The 24,459-nt window shown below is 75.2% G+C and carries 24 protein-coding genes; 13 read left to right on the top strand and 11 right to left on the bottom strand.

All coding sequences use genetic code 11. The annotated features are described in order from the left end of the window. Positions 1–107 precede the first annotated feature (107 nt). From IE225_RS19460 to IE225_RS19420, 8 genes are all read left to right on the top strand, one after another. Positions 108–545, top strand: coding sequence for an STAS domain-containing protein (locus IE225_RS19460; RefSeq protein ID WP_190058833.1), 438 nt, complete (start codon positions 108–110; stop codon positions 543–545). A 354-nt stretch (positions 546–899) separates the two neighbouring features. Then, complete coding sequence (locus tag IE225_RS19455; protein ID WP_190058832.1) at positions 900–1,802, top strand: STAS domain-containing protein; 903 nt, start codon at positions 900–902, stop codon at positions 1,800–1,802. Continuing rightward, complete coding sequence (locus tag IE225_RS19450) at positions 1,799–2,218, top strand: STAS domain-containing protein (protein ID WP_190058831.1); 420 nt, start codon at positions 1,799–1,801, stop codon at positions 2,216–2,218. The genes IE225_RS19455 and IE225_RS19450 overlap by 4 nt, the downstream gene beginning before the upstream one ends. Then, positions 2,218–2,658: an anti-sigma regulatory factor gene (locus tag IE225_RS19445; RefSeq protein ID WP_190058830.1), complete on the top strand. Its 441-nt coding sequence runs from the start codon at positions 2,218–2,220 to the stop codon at positions 2,656–2,658. The genes IE225_RS19450 and IE225_RS19445 overlap by 1 nt, the downstream gene beginning before the upstream one ends. Continuing rightward, entirely contained in the window at positions 2,658–3,764 is a 1,107-nt protein-coding gene (locus IE225_RS19440; RefSeq protein ID WP_190058829.1) for an ATP-binding SpoIIE family protein phosphatase, read from the top strand. The genes IE225_RS19445 and IE225_RS19440 overlap by 1 nt, the downstream gene beginning before the upstream one ends. After that, positions 3,761–5,641 (top strand): PP2C family protein-serine/threonine phosphatase, encoded by a 1,881-nt coding sequence (locus tag IE225_RS33280; RefSeq protein ID WP_229879721.1) that lies wholly within the window; start codon positions 3,761–3,763, stop codon positions 5,639–5,641. Before IE225_RS19440 ends, IE225_RS33280 begins: the two co-directional genes overlap by 4 nt. 295 nt (positions 5,642–5,936) lie before the next feature. After that, positions 5,937–7,328: an NAD(P)/FAD-dependent oxidoreductase gene (locus IE225_RS19425; RefSeq protein WP_190058859.1), complete on the top strand. Its 1,392-nt coding sequence runs from the start codon at positions 5,937–5,939 to the stop codon at positions 7,326–7,328. 132 nt (positions 7,329–7,460) lie between these two features. After that, positions 7,461–9,701, top strand: a complete 2,241-nt coding sequence (locus IE225_RS19420; protein WP_190058858.1) for an FUSC family protein — start codon at positions 7,461–7,463, stop codon at positions 9,699–9,701. Positions 9,702–9,824: 123 nt separating this feature from the next. Here the strand turns inward: IE225_RS19420 and IE225_RS19415 are convergent, their stop codons facing one another. From IE225_RS19415 to IE225_RS19395, 5 genes are all read right to left on the bottom strand, one after another. Continuing rightward, positions 9,825–10,256, bottom strand: a complete 432-nt coding sequence (locus IE225_RS19415) for a hypothetical protein (protein ID WP_190058828.1) — start codon at positions 10,254–10,256, stop codon at positions 9,825–9,827. A 57-nt stretch (positions 10,257–10,313) separates the two neighbouring features. After that, complete coding sequence (locus IE225_RS19410; protein ID WP_190058827.1) at positions 10,314–11,150, bottom strand: DUF1206 domain-containing protein; 837 nt, start codon at positions 11,148–11,150, stop codon at positions 10,314–10,316. A gap of 400 nt (positions 11,151–11,550) precedes the next feature. Next, on the bottom strand, positions 11,551–11,910 hold the full coding sequence (locus IE225_RS19405; protein ID WP_190058826.1) for a DUF5133 domain-containing protein: 360 nt from the start codon (positions 11,908–11,910) through the stop codon (positions 11,551–11,553). A gap of 29 nt (positions 11,911–11,939) precedes the next feature. Continuing rightward, positions 11,940–12,794: an RNA polymerase sigma factor SigF gene (locus IE225_RS19400; protein WP_190058825.1), complete on the bottom strand. Its 855-nt coding sequence runs from the start codon at positions 12,792–12,794 to the stop codon at positions 11,940–11,942. Positions 12,795–13,056: 262 nt separating this feature from the next. Then, positions 13,057–13,551 (bottom strand): ATP-binding protein, encoded by a 495-nt coding sequence (locus IE225_RS19395; RefSeq protein ID WP_190058824.1) that lies wholly within the window; start codon positions 13,549–13,551, stop codon positions 13,057–13,059. Positions 13,552–13,863: 312 nt separating this feature from the next. Here IE225_RS19395 and IE225_RS19390 point away from each other — a divergent pair, with 312 nt between their 5' ends. The 3 genes from IE225_RS19390 to IE225_RS19380 all read left to right on the top strand — a co-directional run bounded on the left by IE225_RS19390 (position 13,864) and on the right by IE225_RS19380 (position 16,660). Beyond that, positions 13,864–14,091, top strand: a complete 228-nt coding sequence (locus IE225_RS19390; protein ID WP_190058823.1) for a hypothetical protein — start codon at positions 13,864–13,866, stop codon at positions 14,089–14,091. A 115-nt stretch (positions 14,092–14,206) separates the two neighbouring features. Then, positions 14,207–15,676, top strand: coding sequence for an aminotransferase class I/II-fold pyridoxal phosphate-dependent enzyme (locus IE225_RS19385; RefSeq protein ID WP_190058822.1), 1,470 nt, complete (start codon positions 14,207–14,209; stop codon positions 15,674–15,676). Positions 15,677–16,201: 525 nt separating this feature from the next. Then, on the top strand, positions 16,202–16,660 hold the full coding sequence (locus IE225_RS19380; RefSeq protein ID WP_190058821.1) for a cyclic nucleotide-binding domain-containing protein: 459 nt from the start codon (positions 16,202–16,204) through the stop codon (positions 16,658–16,660). Positions 16,661–16,762: 102 nt separating this feature from the next. Here IE225_RS19380 and IE225_RS19375 read toward each other — a convergent pair whose 3' ends face one another. Then, the gene (locus IE225_RS19375) at positions 16,763–18,061 is read right to left on the bottom strand and encodes an MFS transporter (RefSeq protein WP_229879743.1); all 1,299 of its coding nucleotides are present in this window, start codon (positions 18,059–18,061) and stop codon (positions 16,763–16,765) included. 285 nt (positions 18,062–18,346) lie between these two features. Between IE225_RS19375 and IE225_RS19370 the strand changes: the two genes are divergently transcribed. After that, a complete protein-coding gene (locus tag IE225_RS19370) occupies positions 18,347–18,598 on the top strand; it encodes a WhiB family transcriptional regulator (RefSeq protein WP_190058820.1) in 252 nt (83 codons plus the stop codon). Between the two features lie 51 nt (positions 18,599–18,649). Here the strand turns inward: IE225_RS19370 and IE225_RS19365 are convergent, their stop codons facing one another. The 3 genes from IE225_RS19365 to IE225_RS19355 all read right to left on the bottom strand — a co-directional run bounded on the left by IE225_RS19365 (position 18,650) and on the right by IE225_RS19355 (position 21,532). After that, complete coding sequence (locus tag IE225_RS19365) at positions 18,650–19,099, bottom strand: DUF6098 family protein (RefSeq protein WP_190058819.1); 450 nt, start codon at positions 19,097–19,099, stop codon at positions 18,650–18,652. 182 nt (positions 19,100–19,281) lie between these two features. After that, positions 19,282–20,046 (bottom strand): L,D-transpeptidase family protein, encoded by a 765-nt coding sequence (locus IE225_RS19360; protein WP_190058818.1) that lies wholly within the window; start codon positions 20,044–20,046, stop codon positions 19,282–19,284. 67 nt (positions 20,047–20,113) lie between these two features. After that, complete coding sequence (locus IE225_RS19355; protein ID WP_229879719.1) at positions 20,114–21,532, bottom strand: M1 family metallopeptidase; 1,419 nt, start codon at positions 21,530–21,532, stop codon at positions 20,114–20,116. Positions 21,533–21,705: 173 nt separating this feature from the next. Here IE225_RS19355 and IE225_RS19350 point away from each other — a divergent pair, with 173 nt between their 5' ends. Next, the gene (locus IE225_RS19350) at positions 21,706–22,056 is read left to right on the top strand and encodes a DUF488 domain-containing protein (RefSeq protein WP_190058816.1); all 351 of its coding nucleotides are present in this window, start codon (positions 21,706–21,708) and stop codon (positions 22,054–22,056) included. 45 nt (positions 22,057–22,101) lie between these two features. Here IE225_RS19350 and IE225_RS19345 read toward each other — a convergent pair whose 3' ends face one another. Together IE225_RS19345 and IE225_RS19340 are read right to left on the bottom strand one after the other, a co-directional pair. Continuing rightward, on the bottom strand, positions 22,102–23,775 hold the full coding sequence (locus IE225_RS19345; RefSeq protein WP_190058815.1) for an FAD-binding dehydrogenase: 1,674 nt from the start codon (positions 23,773–23,775) through the stop codon (positions 22,102–22,104). Between the two features lie 14 nt (positions 23,776–23,789). Then, positions 23,790–24,413 (bottom strand): TetR/AcrR family transcriptional regulator, encoded by a 624-nt coding sequence (locus IE225_RS19340; protein ID WP_190058814.1) that lies wholly within the window; start codon positions 24,411–24,413, stop codon positions 23,790–23,792. Positions 24,414–24,459: the final 46 nt, after the last annotated feature.

The raw sequence follows: 24,459 nt of genomic DNA, 5'->3' as shown, positions 1-24,459 counted from the left end.
CCGGCGCCGGACGTGCGCACCACCGGCAGACGGCCGGGAAGAGGGGTGCGTCGACGGCGCCGGACGGGGTAACCAGCCCTGGCCGTCCGCTCTCGTTGGAGGTACTCGTGCCCATCGCCCAGAACCCGTTGTCCGTCGAGGTCACCCTGCCCCGCGAGGATGTCGCCCTGATCACGGTCCAGGGCTACCTGGACGTCGACACGGCCACGGAGTTCCAGGCCCATCTGGCCAACCAGCTCCACCACGGCCGACGGCACTTCCTGCTCGACCTGTCGGGCGTCCCGTTCATGGACTCGTCCGGCATGAACATCATTCTGCGGATCTACCAGGAGGTGCGGGACCTGCCCGGCAGCGTCCACGTCATCGCCCCGGCCCCGGCCGTACGACGGGTCCTGGACCTCACCGGCGTGAGCATCACGGTCCCGGTCTCGCCGAGCGTCGAGGACGCGCTGGCCCTCATAGACCACGGCCCGCGGCAGCCGCGGTCCGACGCGGCGGCGCCGGCGGAGGAGACGGAGGAGGCCGACGCGGAGCAGGAGCGCTGAGCGGCCCGCCCGGCACCGGGCCGGGGTGCCGCCGCGGCCCCACCACCCCGCCGTGGACGGCGGGGCGGGGGCGCCGCGAGGTCCCGTGACGCCGCCGCGCGGGGTCCGCGTGCCGACCCCGGGTGACGCATCGGCCACCGCCGGGCCGAACAGCGGTTTTCTCTTCGAACATCTGTCACCTCGTCCGTCAACCGCCTTTGCGCTCAACCGGATCGCATGCGGCGGACCAGGTGTCGTTCGCCGTCGGGCCGTGGTTACAGTTGTCGCCCGGCAAGGGTCACATCGCCGTCTCGTTGTCTTCAGCAAGTCAGCGGCGGTGCAACGCGGATGAAACGCGGACGAGGAGTACAGCAGGTGCCGGAGCACGAAGCGGAAGGACAGCACGGATCGCCGACGTGGGAGGTCCGGGACTTCCTGCGCCGCCGCCGTGAGCAGATCGCCCAGCGCTGGGCCGACGAGTCCCTGTTCCGTGCCGTGTTCACCGTCTCGCGCGACGAGGCGGTGGAGGCGGGCAGGGCCGTGGTGGAGGCGCTGGCCGAAGTGGCCGGCACCGGACGCCCGGAGAACCCCGCGGCCGCCGGGTTCACCACCGTGCGCGAGCAGTTGGGGCGCATGGGTGCCGCCCGCGCCCGCGCGGGACTGACGCCGGCTCAGATCTCCGTCGAGGTCGACGCGTTGCGGCCGCCCGCGGTGGACCTGCTCGTCGCCGACTTCCCCGACGACGCCCCGGCCGGCTTCGTGCGGGAGTGCACCAACGCCCTGACGGCGCTCATGGGTACCCTGCGGCTGGTCGTGATGGAGACCGCCCTGAACGAGGGCGAGGCGATGCTGGACCGGCAGCGGCTGCAGATGCTGGAGGTCGCCACGCCGGTCATCCGCCTGTGGGACGGCATCGTGGCGGTGCCGCTGATCGGGACGCTGGACAGCGCCCGCAGCCAGGTCGTGATGGAGACCCTGCTGGAGGCCGTCGTCACCGAGCAGGCCCGGTTCGCGATCCTGGACATCACCGGGGTGCCGACCGTGGACTCGCTGGTCGCCCAGCACTTGATGAAGACGGTGCAGGCCGCCCGCCTGATGGGCGCCGAGTGCATCGTCTCGGGCATCCGCCCGGCCATCGCCCAGACCATCGTGCACCTCGGCCTGGACCTGGGCACCGTGGTCACGCGGGCCGGCCTCGCCGACGCCCTCGGGTACGCCCTGGGCCGGCTGGGCGCCGGCATCGTGAACGCCGCGCCACGGGGTGCCGAGCCCCGGTGACCGACGAGTTCCCCCACCTCGGCAAGGGGCACGTGCCGGTGCTGCGGCTCGGTGACGTACTGCTGGTCACGCTCCAGGGCGACCTGCACGACAGCACGGCGGAGCAGCTGCAGCAGGACATCGGCGAGACCATCGCCCGCACCCGCGCGACGGGCGTGGTCATCGACATCTCCGGGGTCGAGGTCGTCGACTCCTTCCTCGGACGCGTCCTGGCCGAGATCGCCGCCCAGGCCCGGCTGCTGGCGGCGCGGACCGTGGTGGCGGGCATGCGGCCCGCGGTCGCCATCACCCTGGTGGAGCTGGGACTGACCCTGCCGGGTCTGCGCACCGCTCTCAGCACGGAGGAGGCCATGCAGCTCCTCGCCCGGCCGGGCCCGGACCCCCGCCCCGGCGGCACGCGCCCGGGGAGTGCGTGATGCGGACGGCCGAGGGCGTGGAGGCCTGCCTGCCGATCCGGTCCGACATGGACCTGATGTGGGTGCGCCAGCACGTGCGCCAGGCCGCCGCCCGGCTGGGCTTCGGCCTGGTGGACCGGACCAAGCTGGTCACCGCGGCCAGCGAACTGGCCCGCAACACCCTGGTGCACGGCGGGGGCGGGCAGATGGAGTCGGCGCGGGTGACCCGCGGGCACCTGCAGGGGCTCCGGCTGGCCTTCTCGGACCGGGGTCCGGGCATCCCCGACGTGGACCGGACCCTCAGCGACGGCTACACCACCGGTGACGGGCTGGGCCTGGGCCTGGGCGGCGCGCGGCGCCTGGTGCACGAGTTCGCCATCGACAGCAGGCCCGGGGCGGGCACCACGGTCACGGTGGTCTCGTGGGCCCTCCGGCCGCCGCATCCGCGTGAGGAGATGTGATGCCCCGGGTGTGGGACGTTCCGGTGCACGACTCGACCCGGGTGCGCGACGCCCGGGTCGCGGTGGAGGACGCCGCCGCGCTCGCCGGGCTGGACGAACCGCGCACCGCGACGGCCGCCCTGGTGGCGACGGAACTGGCCACCAACCTGCTCAAGCACGCCGAGGGCGGCCAGGTCCTCATCGACGTGGTGCCGCCGCCGGTGCCGCCCGGCCAGGCCGGCGACCCGGAGGCCGACCGGGCCCGGATGGTGCAGATCGCCGCGGTGGACCACGGCCCCGGCATCGCCGACCTCCCCGCCGCGCTGCGCGACGGGTTCTCCACGACGCACTCGCTCGGCGCCGGCCTGGGCACCTGCCGGCGCGTCGCGGACGACTTCCACCTGGACAGCGTCCCGGGCCGGGGCACGGTGGCCCTGGCCCGGATCGGCGTCCCGGTCCGGCGGCGCGCGGTGTCCGGGGTGCCGCCGGCGGCCGGGGTGCGGGCCGGCGGGGTGAACGTGCCCTTCGCCGGGGCCGAGTACTCCGGTGACGCCTGGGCGTGGGTGCGCGCCGGGGAACGGCTGACGCTGATGCTGGCCGACGGCCTCGGGCACGGGCCGGCCGCGGCCCGCGCCTCCGGCGCGGCGGTCCGGGCCGTGCACCGCTTCGCCCACCTGCGGCCCGCCGAGCTGCTGCGCCGGCTGGACGAGGCGCTGCGCGACACGCGCGGGGCCGCCGTGGCCGTCGCCCAGGTGGAGGAGGACGGCAGGGAGAGCGGCGGGGAGGGCGGCGGGGTGCTGCGGTTCGCGGGCATCGGCAACATAGGGGCGCGGCTGCGCGAGGGGGACGGCTGGCGGCCGCTGCTGTCCCGGCCCGGCATCGTCGGTGTGCACCGGCCGGCGACCGTGGCCGAGGAGGAAGTGCCGTGGGCGGCCGACAGGCTGCTCATCCTGCACAGCGACGGGCTGCCGAGCCGCTGGACGCCGCCCCCCGCGGGCCGTCCCACGGCGGCCGACCCCGCCGTGGTCGCCGCCGTGACGATACGCGACGCCAGCAGCTCCGCCCGCCCGGTCAGGGACGACACCACGGTGGCCGTCCTGACTCCGAACCCGCCGGACCGCCCATGATGCGCACTTGGCAGATCACCACCGTCACCGACGCGGCACGGGCCCGCATCGCCGCCGCGCGCCTGGCCGCCGCCCACGGCGTGCCCCCGCTGGAACGCACCCGGCTGACCACCGCCCTCAGCGCCCACCTGCGGCAGTGCCTGACCAAGGGCGGCACCTGGCGGCTGGAGCTCCAGGCGCCCACGTCGGCCGGCGGGGAGGGCCGGCTGCGGATCGAGGTGGCGCCGGCCCGCGACACCGGTGCCGCCGGCGAGACTCCGTGGCGGGTGTCGGCCGCCTGCCCCGAGGCGCCGCCCGCCGCGGACGGCGACGAGGTCCCGGAGGACTCGGCGGTGCTGGCGGAAGCACTGCTGGGCGCCGACGAGGACACGGCGCTGACGCTGGACAAGCTGCGCGAGCAGGAGGAGCTGGTCGCCTTCCACCGGGAGGAGCTGCACCAGACCAACCAGGGCGTGCTGGCGCTGCACGCGGAGCTGGACGCCGCCGGGCGGGCCCAGCGGGAGGCGTTCGCCGCGGAGCGCAAGGCGCGCACCGAGGCGGAGCAGGCCCGGCGCCGGCTGACGTTCCTCGCGGACGCCAGCGCGGTGCTGACGGCCTCGCTCAACCACGACGAGATCGTGCGCCGGCTGCCGGACCTGCTGGTGCCCCGGTACGCGAGCAGCGTCGACGTGTGGCTGTTCGACAACGACGACGAGAAGCCGGCGAAGACCGCGAAGACGGCGAAGACCGCGAAATCCGCGGGGAGCGCGGGGGACGCGCAGAGCACCGGGACCGTTGGAACCGCCGGAGCGGCGACGCCGGCCGAGCCGCCCGCGGGCGCGCACCGCGCGGACGGCGGCGCGGCGGGCGACCAGCGTTCCCATCCGGCGGCCGCCGTGGTCGCGGCCCGCACCGGACGGCCGCAGTACGCCGCGGACCACCCCGGCAACCTGCCCGGGGTCGACGACCACCCGCCCTCCGCGCTGGACCCCGCCCGGCCCCTGCTGTGCATCCCGCTGTCCACGCGGCGGGCGCCGCTGGGGGTGCTGACGCTGTCGCCGCCCGGTGACCGCTGGGCCCCGGACGACGCGGTCATGCTGATCGAGCTGACCCGGCGGGCCAGCATCGCCATCGACAACGCCCGCCGGTTCGAGCACAACCGGGACATCGCCGAGACGCTGCAGCGGGCCCTGCTCACCGACCTGCCGGCCACGCCCGGGCTGCGGCTGGCCGCGCGCTACCTGCCGGCCACGCACGGCCTGAACATCGGCGGCGACTGGTACGACGCCTTCCGGCAGCCCGACGGGAGCCTGATCACCGTCGTCGGGGACGTCACCGGGCACGGGCTGCACGCGGCCGTCATGATGAGCCAGCTGCGCACCGCGCTGCGCGCCTACGCCGTGGACGGCGGCAGTCCCGGGGAGCTGCTGACCCGGCTGCACACGTTCCTGCACCACCTGCAGCCCGACCTGTACGCCACCGCGGTCATCGCCCGCTTCCGCCCGGACGACCCCACTCTCACCTGGGCGGCGGCGGGGCATCCGCCGCCGGTGCTGCGCCTGCCCGACGGCCGTGTCGAGGTCCTCGACGCCAAGCCGGGCGCCATGCTCGGCATCCCGCTGCGGCAGGAGATCCGCGACCACGCCGTCCGCCTCTCCCCCGGCTCCACGCTGGCCCTCTACACCGACGGTCTCGTCGAGCGCCGCGCCCACGGCATAGATCCCGGCATCGGCCGCCTCGCCGCGTCCCTCGGCGCCTTCGGCACCGGCGCCCTGGAAGCGGACCTCGCCGCCGCCGCGGACGGCATCCTCGACCCCCTCCTGTCCGACTCCGAACGCGACGACGACGTGTGCCTGCTGCTGTGCCACGTGAGCGACGCGGCCGGCGGGGCGGGCTGAGGCGCTCCCCCGCCCACCGGATCGCACCGCCTTGCCGGAGTACGCCGTCCTTGCCGGATCGCACCGTCTCGCCAGAACGCGCCGTCTCGCCGGAACACATCACCCCCTCGGAACACGCCACCTCACCGGAATAAACCGTTCCGCTCCGATGCGCCGCAGGCGCCCCGCGGGCAGGGTGGAGGCGGGCGGTTCGCCCGCCCGCGTCGCCCGGACGGCGGGCCGGGCGGGGACGCGGCGGGATCGACGAGGTGCGAAGTCGCGATCCACGGGCACGCGAAAGGTCGAGGCAGACCGCCTGGAGCCGCAGAAGGGAAGGAACACCGTGACACGACCCAGGATCCTGGTGGTCGGCGCCGGCTTCGCGGGAGTGGAGTGCGTGCGCCGGCTGGAACGCAAACTCTCCCCCGGCGAGGCCGACATCACCCTGGTGACGCCGTTCGCCTACCAGCTCTACCTGCCGCTGCTGCCCCAGGTCGCCTCGGGTGTGCTGACGCCCCAGTCGATCGCGCTCTCGCTGCGCCGCAGCGAGAAGTACCGCACGCGCATCATCCCGGGCGGCGCCATCGGCGTGGACCTGAAGGCCAAGGTCTGCGTCATCCGCATGATCACCGACAAGATCGTCAACGAGCGGTACGACTACATCGTGCTGACCCCGGGCAGCGTGACCCGCACGTTCGACATCCCGGGCCTGACGGAGCACGCGTTCGGCATGAAGACGCTCGCGGAGGCGGCCTACATCCGCGACCACGTCATCTCCCAGCTCGACCTGGCCGACGCCAGCCAGGACCCCGCCGAGCGGGCCGCGCGGCTGCAGTTCGTGGTGGTGGGCGGCGGCTACGCCGGCACCGAGACCGCGGCCTGCCTGCAGCGGCTGACGCACGCCGCCGTCAAGCGCTACCCGCGGCTGGACCCGGGCCTGATCAAGTGGCACCTGATCGACATCGCGCCGAGGCTCATGCCGGAGCTGGGCGAGAAGCTCGGCCGCAGTGCGCAGGAGGTCCTGCGCCGCCGCGGCATCGAGGTCTCCCTGGGCGTGTCGATCGAGAAGGCCGGGCCGGAGGAGGTCACCTTCACCGACGGCCGGGTGATCCCGACCCGCACCCTGATCTGGACCGCCGGCGTGGTCGCCAGCCCGCTGATCGCCACGCTCGGCGCGGAGACCGTCAAGGGCCGGCTCGCGGTCACCCCGGAGATGTGCCTGCCGGGCAGCGACGGGGTGTTCGCGCTCGGCGACGCGGCCGCCGTACCGGACCTCGCCAAGGGCGACGGGGCGGTCTGCCCGCCCACCGCGCAGCACGCGATGCGGCAGGGCCGCAGGGCCGCCGACAACATCATCGCGGCCCTGCGCAACCAGCCCATGCAGCCGTACGTGCACAAGGACCTGGGCCTGGTCGTCGACCTGGGCGGCAAGGACGCCGTCTCCAAGCCGCTGGGCGTGGAGCTGCACGGCCTGCCGGCGCAGGTGGTGGCGCGCGGCTACCACTGGGGGGCGCTGCGCACCAACGTCGCCAAGACCCGGGTGATGACCAACTGGCTGCTCAACGCGGTCGCCGGTGACGACTTCGTACGCACTGGCTTCCAGGCCCGCAAGCCCGCCAAGCTGAAGGACTTCGAGTTCACCGACGCCTACCTGACGCCGGAGCAGGTGCGGGAACACGTCGAGCAGACCCTGCCGCGCCCCGCGTGAGACACGCCGGTCACCGGCCCCGTCCCCCGGCCACCGGTGCCGGCGGCGGGACCGGTGACCGGGGGCGGGGCGGCCGGCGGGGACGTGCCATCCGGGGAGACGGTGATCACCAACGGCGGGAGAGAACACGGCGTGCGGGCGGCGGGACGGTCGGTGCGGGCGCGGCTGCAGGACCGCCTCGCGGCGTGGGACCCGGGCCTGCTGCGGCTGGCCGCCGGGCTGCGCACCACGGGCGCCGTCGCGCTGACGCCGGCCGTGCTGGCGCTGCTGCGGGCCGATGTGAAGCACCTGGTGGCCGGTGCCATGGCGGCGATGGCGGCGACCTTCGCCATCCGTGAGCGGCAGCCCGCGCGGCAGGCGGTCACGCTCGCCCTGGGCCTGCCGGTGGCGCTGGCGTCGGTGTCGCTGGGCGCGCTGCTGAACTCCCGGGTCGTCGCTGGTGACGTCTTCTTCGTGGCGCTGATCTTCTGCGCGGTCTACGGCCGCCGGTTCGGCGACCGCGGCACCGCGCTCGGGATGATCGGCTTCCAGGTCTACTTCCTCTCGCTGTTCGTCGGCGCCGCCACGGACGCGCTGCCGGGGCTGTACGGCGTGCTCGCCGTCGCCTTCGTGTGCAGCGCCGTGGTGCGGTTCGCGCTGGTGCCGGTCACGCCCGCCGGGGTGCTGCGGCGGCTGCGGCAGGCCTTCCGCGCCCGGCTGGCCCGGCTGCTCACGGCGCAGTCGGCGCTGCTCGACGCGGGCCCGGACGAGGTCGAGGACGCCCTGAAGGCCGTACGGGAGCGCACGGCGCGGCTGCACGAGACGGCCATGATGATCCAGGGCCGGCTGGCGGAGGGCACCCCCGACGAGGCGACGGCGCACTTGGTGCAGCGCCGGATCGCGGAGGCGGAGATCGCCGCCGAGCGGCTGGGCCTGCTGCTGCTCACCGCGCGCAGCGCCGAGCGCGCCGACACCCTCACCCTGCACCTGCCCGGCGCGCCCGTGCCCTCGGGCGGTCGCCTGCCGGTGCGGGACGAGGCCACCGACACGCTGCGCCGGGAGCTGCAGGCGCTGCGCCGGCTGGTGGAGCAGCCCGTCGGGCAGGCGGCCGGGACCGCGCCGGCGCAGGTGCGCAACCGGCTGCTGGGCTACCGGGACGAGGAGAACCTGCCGCCCGCCTCCGGCGCGGTGCAGGACGTCTTCCGTGGCGTCGGCGAGGCCGCGCGGGCGGTCATGGGTCTGCGTACGGCGCTGGAGGGGCCGCAGGACGAGTCCGGCGACTCCCCGGCGACCGCCCGCTCGCGCGAGGAGCTGGAGGCCGAGGACGCGGCGATCGGCGGCGGCGAGGAGGACCGGGAGGAGCCCACCGGATTGCGGCGGCCCACGACGAGGGCCGCCGTGCAGGTGGCGGTGGGGTCGGCGGCGGCCATCGCGGGCGGCGAGCTCCTCTCCGCGCAGCGCTGGTACTGGGCGGTGCTGACCTGCTGGATCGTGTTCCTCAACACCACCTCCACGGGCGAGATCCTGGTCAAGGGCTACCGGCGGCTGGTGGGCACCGTACTGGGCGTAGTGGCGGGCCTCGGGCTGGCGGTGCTGGCGGGGCACCACACGTGGACCGCGTTCGCGCTGGTGCTGGTGTGCGTGTTCGCGGTGTTCTGCACCGCTCCCCTGTCGTACACGCTGATGTCGTTCATCGTCACCGCGGCACTCGGCCTGCTGTACACGCTGCTGCACACCTACACCCCGGCGGTGCTGGTGCTGCGCGTGGAGGAGACCGCGCTGGGCGCGGCCTGCGGTGTGCTGGCGGCGGCGTTCGTGCTGCCGGTGCGCACCGGTCACCGGACCAACGAGCTTTTGACAACGGTCCTCGAGCGGCTGGCGGAGGTCACCGACGCGGCGGTGGACCAGCTCAGCGGCAATCCGGCGGCCGGCCTGCTGGACCTGGCGCGCGATCTGGACCAGGCGCTGGCGGACCTGCGGTCGGCCACCCAGCCGCTGACGCATCCGGTGACGCCGCTGCGGGGGCGGCGCGACACCGCGCGGTACGTCGTCGCGCTGCTGGAGACCTGCGCCTACCACGCGCGGTCGCTGGCCGCGACGGCCGAGCTGCTGCCCACCCATCCGTCCATCGCGGCCGACCCGCGGCTGCGCGGCGCGTGCCGGCGCATCGCGCACAACATCGACGTGATCACCGCGCACCTGGGCGGCGAGCGCGGCGACGCCCGGGTGGAGACCGGGCCCAGCATCGCGTCACTGCTGGAGACCGGCAGCGGCGGCGTGCCGCGCTACGGGCGGATCACCGACCGGGTGCTGCGGCACCTGCAGCGGCTGGACGAGGGCGTGGTGGGCCTGGCGCGCCCGCTCGACGTGCCGGTGGCGGCGCCGGGGCGGTGAATCCGGGCCGGCGGACCGGTGGGGCGACGGATCAGCGGACCGGCGGACCAGTGCGCCGGCAGGTCGGTGTGTCAGTCAGTGTGTCAACGGATCAGCGGATCAGCGGGTCAGAGGGTCAGAAGGTCAGAGGTCGGTCGGCAGGTCGCTGGCCTCGGCGATGCCGCGCAGTTCCTCGTTCTGGCGGTGCCGCTCGCGGATGTAGGCGGCGACCTCCTCCAGGCGGTCCGGGTCGGCCGCGGTGGCCGCGTCGGTCACCACGCGGACCGGTCCGGTCTCCTCGATGTCGAGTTCGACGAGTTCGTTGTCCATCCGGCCGGTGACGGCGGTGGCGATGACCAGGGCGGCCTCGTCGCGTATCTCCTGGGGCAGCTCCTGCGCCTGCTCGCCGTCGAGCGCGTAGTCGACCGTGCCCAGGCCCTGCTGTTCGATCGCGCGCAGGATCGGGCCGACGACGGTGAGCAGTCTGCGGTAGTCCTCCTCGCTCATCCGGATGCGCAGCAGATCCAGGTAGAGGTCCACGGCGCGGGCGTCCGGCGGAAAGTCGTCTGGGTTCATCCGGGTCTTGTTCCCCGCGTGCCGGTGGTCAGACCTGCCATCCGCCGGACATCGCCGTCACACCCGGCGCCAGCGGGCCAGGGCGAAGGAGAAGACGCCGAACAGCACCAGCCCGGCGGCCACCAGGGCCAGCAGCCACGGCCCGGCCGGGGTGCCGGCGAAGGACCGCAGGGTGTCGTCGACGCCCTTGGCCTTCTCGGGCCGGTAGGCGACGGCGGCCCGTACGGCGAAGGCGCCGACCGCGGCGAACACCAGCCCGCGGGCCGCGCCGCCCGCGACGCCGGCGACGTCCACGGCCCGCCGGACACGCGAGGGCATCTCGCCGAGTTTGAGCTTGTCGCGGAAGGTGCGCCGGAGTGCCTGCGCGCCGATCCACACGCCCGCCACGACGATGCCGGCGCCCGCCACGCCCACCAGCCACTGGCCCGCGGGCAGGTGCAGCGCCCGGGCGGTGACGTCCTTGGACTGCTCATCGCTGGAGCGGCTGCCGCCGCCGGAGCCCGCCGCGAACGCCAGCACGGAGTAGGCGACGAAGACGTAGAACACGCACCGGACGACCGCCAGCAGCCGTTTGCGCGGCTTGTGCCCGTCCGGACCGATCGACCCGAACACCGCCTCCGACAGCCGCCACACGGCCATGCCGGCCAGCCCGGCGCCCAGCGCCCACAGCAGGACCCGGCCGAACGGCCCCTCGGCGATCTCGGCGAGCGCGCCGCTGCGGTCCGCCTGCCGCGAGCCGTCGCCGAAGGCGATCCGCAGCGCCAGCACACCGACCAGCAGGTAGATCACCCCGCGGGCGGTGAGCCCGGCACGGGCGGCGCCCTCCGTCACCGAGCCCCGCGCCGCGCGCCGGGCCCGCAGCCCTCCCGTCCGGGCCGTCACACTCGTGTCCATCTCGTCCTCGACCTCCCGGCACTCCGGATGCCCCGCCGAGGCGCGGCCACACCGCCCGGGACGCGGGCGCGGGGAGCGCGTCACGGCGGCACGAACGCGCCGCCCCGGCCGCGCGGTACGGCCGGGGCGGCCGGCGCCCGGCGCCGCGCCGCAGGGCGGCTGCACACGGTGCCGCCCGCGCGTCTCCGGTCGCACGGACCTGCGCGGACGCGGGGAGCGCACTTCGAGAACCTGTCCCGGCGCGTCGGCCTGGAGGCAGACCCGCGCGGACGCGGGGAGCGCACCGGGCACCGCATGCGGAAGGCCGGCGCGCCTTGGGGCACGCCGGCCGGACGGTTCGGGGCCGGGGACGGCTCCCGTCACCTGCGGGCCGCCCCGCACGCGCGAGCGGCCGCCGCTCTCACGGACGCGCCGGCTCGGCGGCCGTGGGCACGGCGCGGCGCGGGTACGCCGCCGGGGCCGGCCCCGCGGGGGCGGACACCGGAGCCGGGGGGCGGATCGTGGCGCGCGCCGGGTCCGCGGCCGCCGGGGCGGGGACGTACGGCGCCGGCTCCACGGCGGTGGCGCTCTCCGCGAGGATGCGGCGGGCGGTCTCCAGGGCCGCTTCGACGTCCCGGGTGGCGGTGGACACGCACAGCGTGTACGCGAGGTCCTGCGCGCGCGTGCCGGCGCCGGACGCCGGGTCGGCGGCCTCCTCCGCGAGGGCCTCCTCGTAGTCGTCGACGAGTCGGCGCAGTAGCGCGGGGTGCGGGGTGAGCATGGCGGGAGACTCCTCGGTGGTTCCGGGGATCAGGCGCACGCGGGGCGTCCGCCGCCCCGGCGGCCGGCGCGTTCGGCCAGCACCTCGTCCCGTACGCGGGCGCAGCTGCGGCTGATCAGGCGGGAGACGTGCATCTGCGAGATGCCCAGCCGGTCGGCGATGCGGCTTTGTGTCATGTCCTCGAAAAAGCGCATGTAGAGAATGGCGCGTTCGCGCTCGGGAAGCCTGCGCAGCCCCTCCTTCGCCGACTCGCGGTCGACGACGGTGTCGTAGGAGGACTCCGCGACGCCGAGCGTGTCGGCGAGGCTGTAGCCGTCGCCGTCGCCCGACAGTTCGGCGTCCAGGGACAGGGTGCTGAAGCTGTCCAGGGCCTCCATGCCGGTGTTGACCTCCTCCTCGGTCAACCCGGTGTGCGCGGCGATGTCGGCGATCGTGGGCTCGGGCGAGCCGGGGCTCTGGGTCAGCTCGCGGCGTGCCAGGCGCACCTTGTTGCGCAGCTCCTGCACCCGGCGCGGCACCCTGAGCGCCCACATGCGGTCCCGGAAGTGCCGCTTGACCTCTCCGGTGATGGTCGGCACGGCGTAGCTCTCGAAGGCGCCCCGCTCCGGGTCGAACCGGTCGATCGCCTTCACCAGTCCCAGCGCCGCCACCTGGCGCAGGTCCTCTATCGACTCGCCGCGGTCGCGGAACCGGCCCGCGATGCGGTGGGCCATCGGCAGCCACGCCTCGACGAGCTGGTCGCGGACGGCTTCCCGTTCCGGGCCGTCCTCCAGCTCCGCCAGCCGCCTGAAGAGGGCGGCGGTGTCGGGGGCGTCGTCGTGCGGCCGCTTCGCGGTGGCGGTGGTGGGGGCACCGGGACGGCTTGTCGACATATCGATGTGCATGCGGATTCGCTCCTGAACGGTCGTTTCAGGGACTTACCGCGGGTCGGGCGGCTGCCCGGAGGACCTGGAGACCCCTGGGCAGCCGTACCGCTCCCACTGGCGCGCCTCCGGTCCGAAGCACGAGATTCCGTCTGCCCTGACCCCGGGGGATAAAACTCCGCTTCCCGCATTCCCTCGCGTTCCCCTTGCACCCGGATGGCACCCGCATGGCACCCGGACGCACCCGGACGCACCCGGAACGCCGGAAAGCGGCGCGCCCCGGTCAGGCGGGCGCCATTCCGGTCAGGGGTCCGGTCAGGGGTCCGGTCAGGGGTCCGGTCAGGGGGACGACGGCGGTGATGCGCTTCCCGCCCGTCGGCAGCGCCGTCACCCGCACCTCCCGGGCGAGCCGGCACACCAGGGGCCAGCCGTGCCCGCCCGGCCGCCGGCGCCTGTCGCCGGCCGGCGACGGCCTGCGGTGCGGCAGCCGGTCGCTGCGGTCGCTGACGCACACCCGCACGCCGTGCGCGTCGACCTCGACACGGAAGTCGGTGACGCCGCCGCCGTGCAGCAGCGCGTTGGTGGTGAGCTCGGAGGCCACGAGCTGGGCATCGGCCAGGGCCTCGGCATCGTACGGGGTCGCGGTGGCCCGGCAGCGTTCGGTGACGGCGCGGACGACGGCCCAGCGCGCCTCGGCCGGCCGGCACGGCCTGCGCGTACCCGGCCCGTCCGTGCCGAGGGGCTCGAGGGTGGGTTCGGTCCTGTGCTTCTTGTGCATCCCTGTGCTCCTGGGGGGTGAGAGGGAGCGAGCCGGACCCGGCAGGGTGCCGGCGGCACGACGCTCCGACGCGCCGCGCGGCCGGTGGTTCCCCGCGGTGGCGCAGGGCGGGTCTCCCTTTCCGGCTCACCTCTGCGGGCCCCGCCAAACACCCGGCGCGCGACGCGGGCCGGCACGCCCGGCCCCGTGAGCCGGCGCGACCAGCCCCATGAGCCGGCACGCCCGGCCCCACGGATCGGCGCGACCGGCCCCCGGACCGGCGCGACCGCGAGTCGGGGACGTGACCGCGGCCGCCCGGGGTACGCGCATTCCATGACCGATGTCGTGGACTCTGACGAACTGTTGCGGCGTATGCAGCGTGCCCGGGCCTGTGCGGTGCAGGAGGAGCGCGTGTGGCGCACGCGCCGTGACGCGCTCTCCCCAAACGATCCGAACGGCGCACGCGACGCGGCCGTACGGGTGGTGGCGTACGAGACCGTGCTGCGGGTGCTGGACGAGATCCTCACCCCGGGCCGGCATCCCGGGTCGGAGCACCGGTAGGCGGGCCGCCGGGCCCGCGGGGCGTGCGGCACCGGGCGCGCCGGCGCACCGTTCCGCCCCCTGACGGGCGCCGCGCTCCGATTGGGCGGCGCCGCCGGCGGGAACCTGTCGCGCCATGGCTGTCGACCACACGAGCGCACCGATTCTGGAAGCCCTCGCCGAGTACCGGGAGCGAGGACGGCTGTCGTTCACGCCGCCGGGGCACAAACAGGCCCGCGGAGCCGATCCGGCGGTGCGGGAGGTGCTGGGGGACGCGGTGTTCCTCGGGGACGTACTGGCCTCGGGCGGGCTCGACGACCGGCTGACCCGGGGGCGGGTGCTGGAGCGCGCCGAGGAGCTGATGGCGGACGCGGTGCACGCCGAGCACACGTTCTTCACCACGTGCGGCAGCTCCCTGTCCGTCAAGGCGGCGATGCTCGCAGTCGCGGGCCCGCACGAGAAGCTGCTGATCGGGCGGGACGCGCACAAGTCGGTGGTGTCGGGCCTGGTGCTGGCCGGCATCGAACCGGTGTGGGTGGAGCCGCGGTGGGACGCGGAGCGGCACCTGGCGCACCCGCCGTCGGCGCAGGACTTCGAGGAGGCCTTCCGGGCCCATCCGGACGCCAAGGGCGCGCTGATCACCAGTCCGACGCCGTACGGGACCTGCGCCGACCTGCGGGCGGTCGCGGAGGTCTGCCACCGGCGCTCGCTGCCGCTGATCGTGGACGAGGCGTGGGGCGCGCACCTGCCCTTCCACCCGGACCTGCCCTCCTGGGCGATGGACGCGGGCGCCGACATCTGCGTGACGAGCATCCACAAGATGGGCAGCGGCCTGGAGCAGGGCTCGGTCTTCCACCTGCGGGGCGACCTGGTCCCGCCGCTGCTGCTGAAGAACCGCTCCGACCTGCTGGGCACCACCAGCCCGTCGGTGCTGATCTTCGCCGGGATGGACGGCTGGCGGCGCCAGATGGTGCTGCGGGGCCGGGAGCTGATGGGCACCGCGCTGGAGCTCGCGCGGGAGGTGCGGCGGGCGGTCGAGGACATCGACGGGCTGCACGTGCACGGCCGCGCCGACTTCTGCGGCCCCGGCCTCGCCCACGACCTCGACCCGCTGCCCGTCGTGGTGGACGTCGGCGGGCTCGGCATCACCGGTTACCAGGCCGCGGACTGGCTGCGCGCCCACCGGAACGTGGACGCGCACCTGGCCGACCACCGCCGGATCAGCACCCAGCTCACCCACGGCGACGACCGGGAGACGGCCGGGGAGCTGACGGCCGCGCTGAAGGACCTGGCGCGGGCCGCGCCGGAGCTGCCGCGCGGCCCGCGCATCGAGGTGCCCGCGCCGCGCGAACTGCGCCTGGAGCAGGCCGTACTGCCGCGGGACGCGTACTTCGGCCCGGCCGAGGACGTGCCGGTGGCCGAGGCGGCGGGCCGGGTCGCGGCGGAGATGATCACGCCGTATCCGCCGGGCATCCCGGCCGTGCTGCCCGGCGAGCGCCTCACCGAGCCGGTGCTGCGCTACCTGCGCAGCGGGCCGGCCGCCGGCATGCACCTGCCGGATCCCGGGGATCCGGAGCTGAAGACGGTCCGGGTGGTGGCCGAGTGACGGGTGGCCGAGTGACGGATGGCGAGCGGGGAGGCCGAGCGGCGGGTGCCGGACGACGGGCGGCCGGGCGGCCGAGCGGGGGAGGCCGGGTGAGGGGTCCGGAAAGCCGGCCGGGGAGGCGGACACCGGCGGCCGGAACGTGAAACCGGTCACGTGGCCCGGTTCCGGCTTCGCATGACGCTCCTGGATGGTTTATCGTTCATACACACGTGGCGACGGAGTCGACCGGCACCGTCCTCCGTACGTCACCGTTTACCGCCCTGGCTGGTTTCCCCCGTCCGGCCAGGGCTTTTCTCTGCCCGCAGAACCGCGGCGCCCTGCCCTCCGACCCGGCCGTCAGCCGGGCCGACGACCCGACCGGCGGCACGGTCGCGCGGCGTCGGGCGCGGCCCGCCGGTGCGGCGGGCGGCGGGTCGCGGGGCGGTGCCGTCCGGCCGGGTGCCGACCGGGAGTACACCGGTCGAAACGGGCATAGGGAGCTTGAGGAAACGCCCGAACGCACCGCCGGCGAGGAGCCCCAGCGCCATGACCAGAGCCACCCGACTGCTGACCGCCCTCCCCCAGCCGCAGCGCCGGCGCCTCATGGAACTCGCCCGGGAGGTTACCTTCCCGGAGGACACGCGGATCTTCGAGGCCGGCGGCCGGGCCGACCGCTTCTGGGTGATCCGCTCCGGTGCCGTCTCCCTCGACCAGCGGGTCGACTCCCTGCGGCGGGTGACGGTGGCGGGCCTCGGCTCGGGTGACCTGCTCGGCTGGTCCTGGCTGTTCCCGCCGTACGAGTGGGACTTCGGCGCGGTCGCCTTCAGCCCCGTGCGCGCCTACGAGTTCGACGCGAAGGCCGTGCTGCGGCTGTGCGAGGAGGATCCGGCGCTCGGGCTGACGCTGGTGCGCACGGTCGCCGAGATCCTCGCCCACCGCCTGGAGGCCACCCGCAACAAGCTGCTGGAGCAGTACGGCCTGCCGCGCCGGCGCGGCGTCCTGTGACCCGGACGGCGTCCCGGGCGCGGCGGCTCTCCCGGGGCTCGGCGGCTTTCCCGAACCGGGCACCTCTCCCCGGGCCCGGCGGCGTTCCGTGGAGGCGGCGGTTCAGACGCGGTAGCGCCGCAGCGCCGGCACCGCAGCGGCCAGGGCGAGCATCACGGCGACGACGAGCAGGCCGCCGCCGGTGACGGCGGCGCGCGGCCCGAAGGCGGAGCCGGCCGTGCCGTGCAGCACGTCGGCCAGGCGCGGGCCGCCCGCCACGACGACGGTGAAGACGCCCTGCATGCGGCCGCGCATCTCGTCGGTGGCGGCGGAGAGCAGGATGGCGCCGCGGAACACCATGGAGACCATGTCGGCGACGCCCGCGGCGGCGAGGAAGGCGGCGGCGATCCACAGGTTGCCGCTCAGGCCGGACCCGGCGACGGCCGCGCCCCAGGCCACGACCGCGCCGATCACCATCAGGCCGTGCCGCCGGGCCCGGGAGAAGGTGCCGGAGAACAGGCCGCCGGCCACCGCGCCGACGGGTATCGCCGCGAACAGCAGGCCCAGCGCCAGGCCCTCGCCGTAGGAGGCGTACGTCTGCGCGGCGAGTTGCGGGAAGAGGGCGCGGGGCATGCCGAGCACCATGGCGACGATGTCGGCGAGGAACGACAGCAGCAGCACCTTGTGCCCGGAGAGGTAGCGGAAGCCCTCCACGATCTGCCGCACGCCCGCGCGCCGCACGGCGGTGCCCGCGAGCGGCGGCAGCGCCGGCAGCCGCAGGACCGCCCACAGGGTGACGCACAGCGCCAGGGCGTCGATCAAATACAGCTCCGGCAGGCCGACGAGCGGGATCAGGGCACCGGCGAGCAGCGGGCCGACGACCTGCCCGGTCTGCATGACCGTGGAGCCCAGGGCGTTGGCCGCGGCGAGTTCGCCGGCGGGGACCAGGCGGGCGATGGAGGCGTTGCGGGCGGGCGCGTTCAGCCCCCAGAAGGCCTGCTGCAGCGCCAGCAGCACCATCAGCGCGGCCACGGACCTCAGCCCGGTGACGGCCTGCAGCCAGAACAGCAGCGAGGTGACGGCGATCCCGCTGTTGGTGATCAGCAGCAGCCGGCGGCGGTCCATGGCGTCGGCGACCGCGCCGCCCCACAGCGCGAACACGACGAGCGGGACGAGGCCGGCCAGGCTCGCCGAGCCGACCCACGCCGAGGAGTGCGTGATGTCGTAGATCTGCTTGGGCACGGCGACGGCGGTGAGCTGGCTGCCGACGGCCGTGACGACGGTGGAGGACCACAGCCGGCGGTAGGCGGGCCGGCGCAGGGGCCGGGTGTCCATGGCGAAGCGGCGCCAGCCGCGGCGCGGCGGGTGCGGGGCCCGGTGCCCCGGGCCGGGACCGGCCGGAGTGTCGTCATCTGACGGAATGCCGTCACCTGACGGAGTGCCGTCGTCTGACGGGGTGCCGTCGTCTGACGGGGTCTCGTGCTCGGACGGGGTGCCGTGCCCCTCGGTGCGGGGACCGGTGCTCTCGCTGGTGTCCACGGGCTTCCTGGTTGTCGGTTACATCTTTCTGCCGGTGTCACTATCGCAGCCCCGCCTGTGCGCCCGGCGGCCGGGCCGGGCGGTTTCACCGTGCCGCGGCCGGTCACCCGATCAGGAGCAAAAAGACGCGAAGGACACACACGACGATTCCGATCGCAGGGGACATTCATGAACTGGCGAGACCGCGCCGCGTGCCGTGACGAGGACCCGGAGCTGTTCTTTCCCGTCGGGACCGGCGGGACGGCGCTGTTGCAGGCCGAGCAGGCGAAGGCGGTGTGCCGCCGCTGCCCGGTGACGGAGCAGTGCCTGGAGTTCGCGCTCGGCATGGGGCAGGCCGTCGGTGTGTGGGGAGGCACGAACGAGACGGAGCGGCGGGCGCTGCAGCGACGGCGGGCCGGGGCGCGGCGGCGCTCCGCCTAGAGCCGCACCACCGCCGCGGAGCACCCGGGGGCCGCCGGGCCGCGGGGCGCGTCAGCGCCCGCCGCGGCGCAGCGGCCCCCAGGCGTGCTCCTGGCGGGCCACCTCCCGCTGCGCCGCCTCGATCACCTCGGTGTCGATCCAGCACAGCGGCTCGCAGTCGGCGACCAGCGGCTCGTTGTCCGGGCCGCGGCCGGTCTCCCGGCCCGCCAGGACCCAGGGCCGCACGTCGGGGCCCTTCTCGTGCGGCAGGTGCGAGTAGTCGTACAGGCGCCGCGCGACCCACAGCTTCACGGACCGGTCCTGCCACCACGTCTCCACGTCGAGGGGGTTGGCGGACAGGCCGGGCAGGGGGACGCCGGTGAGCTCGTCGGTGCTGGAGACGTCCCCGAGGTCGGTGGCCGGGCCGCGCGACCAGCGCACGTACAGGCCCTGCCGCCGCTCCACCAGGCCCGCAAGGTCGTCGAGTGTGTGTACGACCGGCAGGTCGTCCGTTGCGCTCATGGCGTGACCTCCCTCTGCGCCGTCAGGCGGTCGGGGTACCCGTGGTGCGCCGGGGGAATCAATCCGCCCGCGGACGTCCCCCGGCCGGGTGCCGGCGCCGGGTGTCGGCGCCGGGTGCCGGCGCCGGGTGTCGGCGCCGGGGGTCAGCGCCGGGGGTCAGCGCCGGGGGTCGGCGCCGGGTGTCAGCGGGCCAGGGACGCGGCGTCGCCCATGACGACGACGGGGTGCAGGGCCGGGTCGAGGGTGGTGAGCAGGTCCCTCATGTGCTCCTCGGACAGGGTGACGCAGCCGTGGGTGGGTCCGCCGTGGTCGACGTGGAACCAGATGCCCCCGCCGCGGCCGGCCCCGAGCGGGCGGTAGCCGTCCAGGGGCGAGGTGCCGGGCCTGCGGTTGTAGTTGATGGCGACCACGTAGTCGAAGGCGCCGGCCAGCGGCTCGCCCTCGAAGCCGGTGCCGAGGGCGGTGAAGCCCGCCGAGCGGTGGTAGGGCAGGCGGCTGCCGGGGTCGGGCAGCAGCCCGCCGGCGTCGGTGAGGGTGTAGACGCCGACGGGCGAGTGCAGGTCGCCGGCCGTGTGGTGGTCGGTCCAGCCCTTGAGCGCGTTGTGCGCGGGCCGGCTCGGGCCGGCCCGCCAGCCGCCGTCGGTGCGCCGGTGGACGACGACGGTGGAGTCGGAGGAGTGCTTGCCGCGGCCGGTGACCAGGACGACCTGGCGGGCGTCGGCCGGGATCGCGGCGCGGGTCCTCGGGCCGAGGCCGGGCAGGTCGCCCGGCCGTGCCCGCTCGGGGCGGTCGTGGGTGCGGAGGCCGGCTTCCGCCCCGGCGCGGTGGGCGCCGTCGGCGTGGTCCACCGTCGCCGCGGCACCGCCGCCGCATCCGGTGAGCAGTCCTGAGACCAGGAGCAGGGATGCGGCGGGCAGTGCGAGACGCGGGGTGGTGCGTGTGCTCATGCGTGGTTCTCGGCCGTGACGTGTGGGGGGAACGTGCGGAGGAACGTGCCGGGGAAGTCGGCAACTGCTAAACCCTGTTGGGCTTGCCCTGAGCGTACAACCACGTGGTGAACAGCCTGTTGAGGTCCTTGCCCGACTCCCGCTCGGCCAGCGCGGTGAACTGCGCGGTGGTGCCGTGCCCGTGACGGTGCGCGGTGGCCCAGGCGCGCAGGATGCGCGGGAACACCCGGTCGCCGACGGCGCGGCGCAGCTCGTGCAGGGTCATGGCGCCGCGGGCGTAGACAGGGGTGTCGAAGAGGTGGGCGCCGCTGCCGGGGTCGCCGGGCGGGAACGCCCACAGCGGGTCGCTCGCCGGGCGGGCGTAGAGCGCGTCGAAGGTCTTCTGGGCGCTGTCGCCGCCGTGCTGCTCGCGGTAGAGCCACTCGGCGTAGGTGGCGAAGCCCTCGTTGAGCCAGATGTCCTGCCAGCGGGTCGGGGAAACAAAGTCGCCGAACCACTGGTGGGCGTTCTCGTGGACGAGGGTGCCCACGTCCGGCGCCGAGTCGTACAGGGGCCGCCCCTGCGTCTCCAGCGCGTAGCCGACGTCGGGCGCGTGGTCGACGATCGAGCCGGCCGAGCGGAACGGGTAGGGGCCGAACAGCCGGCTCTCCCACTCCAGGACGGACGGCAGCTTCTTCAGTACGGGGGCGGCGGTGCGCGCCTCGCGGGGGTCGACGGCGTCGTAGACCCGGATGCCGTCGCGGGTGGTGTACTGCCGGATGTGGAACGTGCCGATGGTGGCGGTGGCGAGGTAGGCGGCCATGGGTTCGCGCTGCCGCCAGTGGAACGTGGTGCGCCCGTGGGCGGTGCGCCGCCCGAGCAGGACGCCGTTGGCGACGGCGGTGCGTCCCGCGGGGACGGTGAGCGTGAAGTCGTACGACGCCTTGTCCGTGGGGTGGTTGTTCGCCGGGAACCACGTCATGGCGCCCTGCGGCTCGCCGGCGACGAATGCGCCGTCGTCGGTGGGGATCCACCCGTCCGGGGAGCCGTCCGGGTCGGTGACCGGCTTCGGGGTGCCGCCGTAGGCGACGGTGACGCGGAAGTCCCGCCCCGGGCGCAGCACGGTGCGCGGGGTGACGACCAGTTCCTGACCGTTGCGCCGGAAGGCGGCCGGGGCGCCGTCCACCCGGACGCCGGTGACCTTCAGGCCCTTCAGGTCGAGGTCGAAGCGGGACAGCGGCTGCGTGGCGCGGGCGGTGAGCACCGCCGTGCCGTCCAGGTGCCGTACGGCGGTGTCGTAACGGAGCGTCAGGTCGTAGTGGCGGACGTCGTAGCCGCCGTTCCCGGCGAGCGGGAAGTAGGGGTCGCCGGCGCCGGGCGCGCCGGGGGTGCCGGGGGTGCCGGCCGTCCCGGGCGCGGCGGCGGCGAGCAGGGCCGCGAGGGCGACGGGGACGGCCGCGCCGAACAGGGCGCGGCGGCGGGCGGCTTGCGACCGGGGTGGCCTCACGGGTGCTCCTCGGGTCGGGGGTGGCATGATCACCGGTCAGCCTAGGCGCGTGCCGCCTCCGGTTCCCCCTCGAACAGGTCAAGTCGCGCCGCGCCGGCCGCCGCGCGCACCGCCCGCCGGCCGGTGCGGGGTTACGCTCCCGGCACCGACGTCGCCGAGGAAGGACGTGTCCCGTGAGCGTGCGCGTGCGCCGCATCTACGACCTGCCCGAGCCGGACGACGGCGTCCGTGTCCTGGTCGACCGGCTGTGGCCGCGGGGCGTCGCCAAGGACGCGGCGCACGTCGACGAGTGGCCCAAGGGCCTGACGCCGTCCGCCGAGCTGCGCCGCTGGTACCACGCGGGCCAGGGCTCCTACGAGGAGTTCGCGCGCCGCTACGAGGCGGAGCTGGCCGCTCCCGAGGCGGCCGGACTCCTCGACGGCGTACGGCGGTTGGCCGAGGAGGGCACCGTGACGCTGCTGACCGCGGCCAGGGAGCCCGGCCGCAGCCACGCCGCCGTGCTGGCCCGCCTGCTGGAGGCGTGAGGCTCCCCCGCGCGCCCCACGCCCCCGCGCCTCACCCCCCGCGCCTCACGCGGTCTGCGCGGCCGCGGCCCGCCCGGCGGCGCGCCCGGAGAACAGGCAGCCGCCGAGGAAGGTGCCCTCCAGGGCGTTGTAGCCGTGCACCCCTCCCCCGCCGAAGCCGGCGACCTCGCCCGCCGCGTACAGCCCGTCGACGGGCCGGCCGTCGTGCCCGAGGGCGCGCGAGTCGAGGTCGGTCTGGATGCCGCCGAGGGTCTTGCGGGTGAGGATGTGCAGCTTGACGCCGATCAGCGGGCCGGCCGCCGGGTCGAGGATGCGGTGCGGAGCGGCGACGCGGCCGAGGCGGTCGCCGATGTAGCGGCGGGCGTTGCGGATGCCCTGCACCTGGGCGTCCTTGCCGTAGGGGTTGGTGATCTGCCGGTCGCGGGCCTCGATCTGGCGGCGCAGCACGGCGGCGTCCAGCAGCGGCCTGTCGGTGAGGGCGTTCATCTTCTCGACGAGCTTTTCGAGGGTGTCGGCGACGACGAAGTCCGCGCCGTGCCGCACGAAGTCCTTCACCGGGCCGGGCGCGCCCCGGCCGAGGAGGCGCTCGCGCAGGACGGCGCGCCGGTCCCCGGCGGTGATGTCGGGGTTCTGCTCCGAGCCCGAGAGCGCGAACTCCTTCTCGACGATCCGCCGGGTCAGCACGAACCAGGAGTGGTCGTACCCGGCGATGTCCCCGGTGGTGCGCAAGTGCTTCAGGGTGCCGAGGGTGTCGTAGCCGGGCAGGCAGGGGTCGGGCAGGCGGCGGCCGAGCGCGTCGAACCACATCGACGACGGGCCGGGCAGGATGCGGATGCCGTGGCCGGGCCAGATCGGGTTCCAGTTCCGCACGCCCTCGGTGTAGTGCCACATGCGGTCGCGGTTGACCAGGCGCACGCCCGCGGCGGCGCTGATGTCCAGCATGCGGCCGTCGACGTAGGCGGGCACGCCGGTGACCATCTCGCGCGGCGGGGTGCCGAGCCGCTCGGGCCAGTACCGGCGCACCAGGTCGTGGTTGGCGCCGATGCCGCCGGTGGTGACGATCACCGCCTGGGCGGTGAGTTCGAACTCGCCCACGCGGTCGCGGTGGGAGGCCACGCCGCGCGGCGCGTCGTCCGGGGCGAGCAGGGTGCCGCGCACCCCGCGCACGGCGCCGTCCTGCACGACGAGTTCGTCGACGCGGTGGCGGTGGTGGAAGGTGAGCAGCCCGTCGCGCGCCGCGTCGTGGGCGTAGCGCGCGAACGGTGCGACGACGCCGGTGCCGGTGCCCCAGGCGATGTGGAAGCGGGGCACGGAGTTGCCGTGCCCGTCGGCGCGCAGGTCGCCGCGCTCGGCCCAGCCGACCGTGGGCAGCAGCTCGATGCCGTGCCCGGCGAGCCAGGACCGCTTCTCGCCGGCCGCGAACTCGACGTAGGCGCGTGCCCAGCGCACCGCCCAGGCGTCCTCGTCGTCCAGCCGGTCGAACCGCGCGCTGCCCTGCCAGTCGCTCCAGGCCAGGTCGAAGGAGTCCCGCACGCCCAGCCGGCGCTGCTGCGGGGAGTCGACGAGGAACAGCCCGCCGAACGACCAGTGGGCCTGCCCGCCGAGGTTGGCGGCGTTCTCCTGGTCGACGAGGGCCACCTTCCGGCCCCGGCTGGTCAGTTCGTGCGCCGCGACCAGGCCGGCGAGACCGGCTCCGACGACGATGACGTCCGCGTCCATGCGACCGTGTCCCTTCACTGTGCGGGGGTGCTGCCGTCAGTGAGCAGCGCGGTGAGGAGTTGCCCGAGCCAGGCGCGCGCGTGCTCCACGTCCCGGTCCAGCAGCAATTGGGTGGTGACGCCGTCGTAGGCGGCGACCACGGCGTGCGCGGCGCCGTCGGCGCCGCCGAGCACGGCGGGCAGCGCGGGCCCGGCGGCCCGGGCGAGCCGGCCGGCGATCGCCCGCCGCAGCCGCTCCCGGTGCTCCAGCAGGGTGCGGGCGACGTCGGGGCGGCGCGCGGCGTGCACCAGGAAGTCCGTCTTGACCAGCAGCCAGTCCACGTCGAGCAGCAGCACCTCGGTGACCCGGTCCACGCAGGCCGGCACGTCCAGGTCGGGGCCGTCCACGGCGAGCGCGCCGGCCACCTGCTCGGCGATCAGCCCGGCCCGTTCCCGGTAGAGGGCGAAGAACAGCTCGTCCAGGGAGGCGAAGTTGGAGTAGAAGGCGCCCCGGCTGTAGCCGGCGGCCTCGCAGACCTCCTCGATGGAGACCCGCCCGAAGCCCTTGGCGGCGAACACCCGGAACGCCGCGTCCAGCAGCCGCGCCCGGGTGCGCACCCGGCGCCGCGTCACGCGCCGTGTCCCGCCCTCGACCGCCATGTCCGCACCCGCCCTCCATTCGATACACGAATGTATCGGATGCACG

The sequence above is a fragment of the Streptomyces echinoruber genome (assembly GCF_014651135.1).
Taxonomy (GTDB): domain Bacteria; phylum Actinomycetota; class Actinomycetes; order Streptomycetales; family Streptomycetaceae; genus Streptomyces; species Streptomyces echinoruber.
The sequence above is the reverse complement of the archived record's forward strand: the minus strand, read 5'-3'. Positions and strand labels throughout refer to the sequence as shown.